This window comes from Candidatus Eisenbacteria bacterium, assembly GCA_005893305.1.
Taxonomy (GTDB): domain Bacteria; phylum Eisenbacteria; class RBG-16-71-46; order SZUA-252; family SZUA-252; genus WS-9.
The window spans coordinates 63,632-68,100 of record VBOZ01000016.1 but is presented as its reverse complement, the minus strand read 5'-3'; the positions used below and the strand labels follow the sequence as shown (position 1 = coordinate 68,100).

General features: G+C 64.5%; 2 protein-coding genes and 1 pseudogene (1 of these 3 cut by a window edge). All 3 read left to right on the top strand.

All coding sequences use genetic code 11. The annotated features are described in order from the left end of the window. Positions 1-130 precede the first annotated feature (130 nt). Positions 131-1,384 carry an ATP-dependent Clp protease ATP-binding subunit ClpX gene (clpX, locus tag E6K79_06275; protein TMQ64945.1) on the top strand — a complete coding sequence of 418 codons (1,254 nt, stop codon included), beginning with the start codon at positions 131-133 and terminating at the stop codon, positions 1,382-1,384. 39 nt (positions 1,385-1,423) lie between these two features. After that, the gene (lon, locus tag E6K79_06270; GenBank protein ID TMQ64949.1) at positions 1,424-3,790 is read left to right on the top strand and encodes an endopeptidase La; all 2,367 of its coding nucleotides are present in this window, start codon (positions 1,424-1,426) and stop codon (positions 3,788-3,790) included. Between the two features lie 39 nt (positions 3,791-3,829). Then, positions 3,830-4,469 (top strand): annotated as a pseudogene (locus E6K79_06265) (alanine--glyoxylate aminotransferase family protein); it runs 98 nt beyond the window's last position.

The following is a 4,469-nucleotide window of genomic DNA, read 5'->3' as shown; positions in this document are numbered from 1 at the left end:
TTCTTCATGTCCGCGGAGGAGGCGAAGGCCTACCGGATCGTGGACAAGGTGATCACGAAGTTCGATACGCTCAAGGCAAAACCCGAGCCCGTACCCGTACCGGTCGGTTAGGAGACTCAAGAGCCCGACTATGAAAAAGCGCGTCAGCTCGCCCCACCCCATTCGTTGCAGCTTCTGCGGCCGCGGCCAGGACGAAGTGTCCCGGCTCGTTTCGGGGCCATCGGTCTACATCTGCAGCGAGTGCGTCAAGCTCTGCAACGACATCCTGGAGGGGGAGACCGATCACGCCGTCGGGGCGCCGAAGGGCTCCCTTCCCAAGCCGGCCGAGATCAAGAAGGTGCTCGACGACTACGTCATCGGGCAGGATCGCGCCAAGAAGACTCTGAGCGTCGCGGTCTACAACCACTACAAGCGGATCTACTCCGGCGGGACGGTCGAGGAGGTCGAGCTCGAGAAGTCGAACATTCTCCTGGTCGGTCCGACCGGAACGGGAAAGACGCTCCTCGCGCGCACGCTGGCGCGCATCCTCAAGGTGCCGTTCGCCATCGTCGACGCGACCTGCCTCACCGAGGCCGGCTACGTCGGTGAAGACGTCGAGAACATCCTGGTCCGGCTCCTCCAGGCGACCGATTTCAACGTGGTCAACGCCGAGCACGGCATCGTCTACATCGACGAGCTGGACAAGATCTCGCGCAAGTCCGAGAACCCGTCGATCACCCGCGACGTTTCGGGGGAGGGCGTGCAGCAGGCGCTCCTCAAGATTCTCGAGGGGACGATCGCCAACGTCCCGCCGCAGGGCGGGCGGAAGCACCCGCAGCAGAAATATATCGAGGTCAACACCAAGGACATCCTGTTCATCTGCGGCGGCGCGTTCGAGGGGCTCGAGAAGATCGTCGAGCGCCGCGTGAGCCAGAAGGCGATGGGCTTCGGCGCCGAGATCAAGAGCCGCAAGGATCGAAACCTGGGCGAGCTTCTGTCGCTTGTCGAGCCGGACGATCTTCTTCGCTATGGGCTGATTCCCGAGCTCGTGGGGCGGCTCCCGGTAATCGGGGCCCTCGACTCGCTCAGCAAGGCGTCGCTCATCGACATCCTCACCAAGCCGAAGAACGCGATCACCAAGCAGTACCAGAAGTTCTTCGACATGGAGGGAGTCAAGCTCGAGTTCACGGAGGACGGCCTCGAGGCGGTCGCGGAGCTGGCGCTGAAGCGCGGAACCGGCGCGCGGGGTCTGCGCGCGGTGCTCGAAGAGGCCATGCTGGACCTGATGTACGAAATTCCCTCTCGCCTGGAGGTCGTGGGTTGCACGATCACGCGCGAGGTCATCGAAAAGAAGGCGCAGCCGATCTTGACCCATCGGGCCGATCGGCGTCGGAAAGAGGCTTAACTCATGACACGAGTCGAACGCGACGGCGAGGTATTCGAGATCCGGGAGCGGATTCCGCTTCTCCCGCTCCGGGACGTCGTCATTTTCCCATACATGACCATTCCGCTCCTCGTGGGCCGTGTCGCGTCGGTGAACGCGATCGAGGCCGCGGTCCAGAAGGACCGGGTCGTCTTCGTCCTGGCCCAGCGCCGCCCCGAGGTGACCGACCCTGCCTCCAAGGACCTCTACCGAATCGGGACGGTCGTGCGCGTGCTCCAGCTCTTCCGCCTCCCCGACGGGACCATGCGGGTTCTGGTCGAGGGGATCTGCCGCGGGAAGGCGAAGAAGTTCTTCTCGGGCGCGGACTCGATGTCGGCCTCCGTCACGGTGCTGAAGGACGAGATGCAGCCCGAGCCGCAGCTCGAGGCCCTGACCCGGAACGTCCTCGCCTCGTTCAACGACTATGTCCACCTGAACCGCCGCGTCCCGGACGAGATCCTCTCGAACGCGAACAACATCGCGAATCCGGTTCTTCTCTCCTACACGATCGCCTCCCACATGATCCTCAAGGTGGGGGTGAAGCAGGAGATCCTCGAGCAGGACGATCTGGTCGAGCGCTTCCGGCTTCTGAGCCGGACGATGGCGAGCGAGCTGGAGATCTTGAAGCTCGAGCGGAAGATCGAGGGCCAGGTCCGGAGCCAGGTCCACAAGAACCAGAAGGAGTTCTATCTCAACGAGCAGCTCAAGGCGATCCGCAAGGAGCTCGGCTACCAGAACGAGTTCTCGAACGAGATCGAGGAGCTGATCCAGCAGGTCAAGAAGGCCAAGATGCCAAAGGAAGTGAACGACAAGGCGATGAAGGAGCTCGACAAGCTCCAGAAGATGTCGTTCATGTCGCCCGAGGCCACCGTCGTCCGCAACTACGTCGACTGGCTGGTGTCGCTTCCGTGGAGCATCCTGACCGAGGACAACCACGACATCAAGGCGGTAGAGCGGATCCTCGACGAGGATCACTACGGGCTGAAGAAGGTGAAAGAGCGGATCGTCGAGTACCTGGCTGTCTTGAAGCTGTCGGGTCAGCTGAAGGGCCCCATCCTCTGCTTCGTCGGCCCGCCCGGCGTCGGTAAGACCTCACTCGGGAAATCGATCGCCCGCGCCCTCGGGCGGAAGTTCATCCGCATGTCGCTGGGCGGCGTGCGGGACGAGGCCGAGATCCGCGGGCATCGGCGCACCTACATCGGGTCGCTCCCAGGGCGCATGATCCAGGGGATGAAGCGGGCCGGCTCGCGGAACCCGGTCTTCCTCCTCGACGAGATCGACAAGCTGGGGATGGATTTCCGCGGCGATCCTGCGTCGGCGCTTTTGGAAGTGCTCGACCCGGAGCAGAACCACACGTTCCAGGATCATTACCTGGAGGTCGACTTCGACCTCTCCCAGGTGATGTTCATCACCACGAGCAACACCCTCTACTCGATCCCAGCGGCCCTGGTCGACCGGATGGAGATCATCCGTCTGCCCGGGTACCTCGAGTTCGAGAAGGTGGAGATCGCGAAGAAGTTCCTGCTCCCCAAGGAAGCCAAAGCGCACGGCCTCGAGCCGACCGATCTCAAGATCGGCGACAAGGCCCTCCGAGGGATCATCAACCAATACACGCGTGAGGCGGGCGTCCGGAATCTGGAGCGCGAAATCGCGGCCGTCTGCCGGAAGATCGCCCGGAAGAAGGCGACGACCGGCAAGGCGCGCACGTTCCACGTCACCGAGAGCGGCCTCCAGGCGTACCTGGGCGTTCCGAAGTTCCTCGACAGCCAGATCGAGCGGCGATCGCGCGTGGGCGTGGCGACGGGCCTGGCGTGGACCGACGCTGGCGGCGACCTGCTCAACGTGGAAGTGAGCGTGGTGCCCGGCTCGGGAGCCCTCTCCTTGACCGGCAAGCTCGGCGAGACGATGCGCGAATCAGGCCTCGCGGCGCTTTCCTACACGCGCTCGAGGGCGACCCCGTTGGGTCTCGACAAGAAGTTCTACAAGGACGTCGACGTGCATGTGCACCTGCCCGAGGGAGCGATCCCGAAGGACGGCCCCTCGGCCGGCATCACGATGGCCACGGCGCTCGTCTCGGCCCTCACGGGAGTCCCGACCCGGGACGACGTGGCGATGACGGGCGAGATCACGCTCCTCGGCAACGTCCTCCCGATCGGGGGGCTGAACGAGAAGGTGGTCGCGGCCATGCGCGCCGGCGTGAAAGAGGTCATCATTCCGAAGCTGAACGAGAAGGACCTGAAGGAGCTCCCCGACTTCGTTCGGAACGGGGTTATCTTCAGGCTCGTCGAAACGATGGACGAGGTGCTCGAGATCGCGCTCAACCCGGGCGAGTCGAGACAGAGCGTCCAGCGCGATCCCGACGAAGAGCGCGTACACCTGGCCCACTGATCCGCCCCTCTTGAGTAAGGCCGCGCGAAAGAGCCTCCGTTGAAGCGCGTCCTCTTCACTCCCGGACCGACCCAGCTTCCCGCCGAAGTATTGGAGGCGATGGCGCGGCCGATCATCCACCACCGGACCGACGAGTACCGGACCCAATTTCTCGAGATGACGAAGCTCTTGGCCGAGCACCTTGGCACGACGCAGCCGGTCCTGACGCTCGCCTGCTCGGGCAGCGGGGCGATGGAGGCCGCGGCGGCCAACGTGCTTTCCCCGGGCGACGAGGCGATCGTCGTCGAGGGAGGGAAGTTCGGCGACCGGTGGCGCGTGATCTGCGAGGCCTACGGCGTCACGGCGCGGATGGTGAGCGTTCCCTGGGGGCGCGTGGCGACCGTGAAGCAGGCGGAGGAGGCGCTCGCCGCGCATCCGAAGGCGAAGGCACTCTTCCTGACGCACAGCGAGACCTCGACGGGGGCGCTCTTCCCGGCGAACGAGATCGCGCGTGCGGCAAAGGCGCGCGGCGTCTCCACGATCGTCGACGCGATCACGAGCTACGGGGTCTACGACCTCGACTTCGACAGGTCGGATATCGACTGCGTGGTCTGGGGCTCGCAGAAGGGGATGATGATTCCGCCCGGGCTGGGGTTCGTCTGCTTCTCCCCCCGCGGCTGGGCCCTCGCCGAGAAGGCGC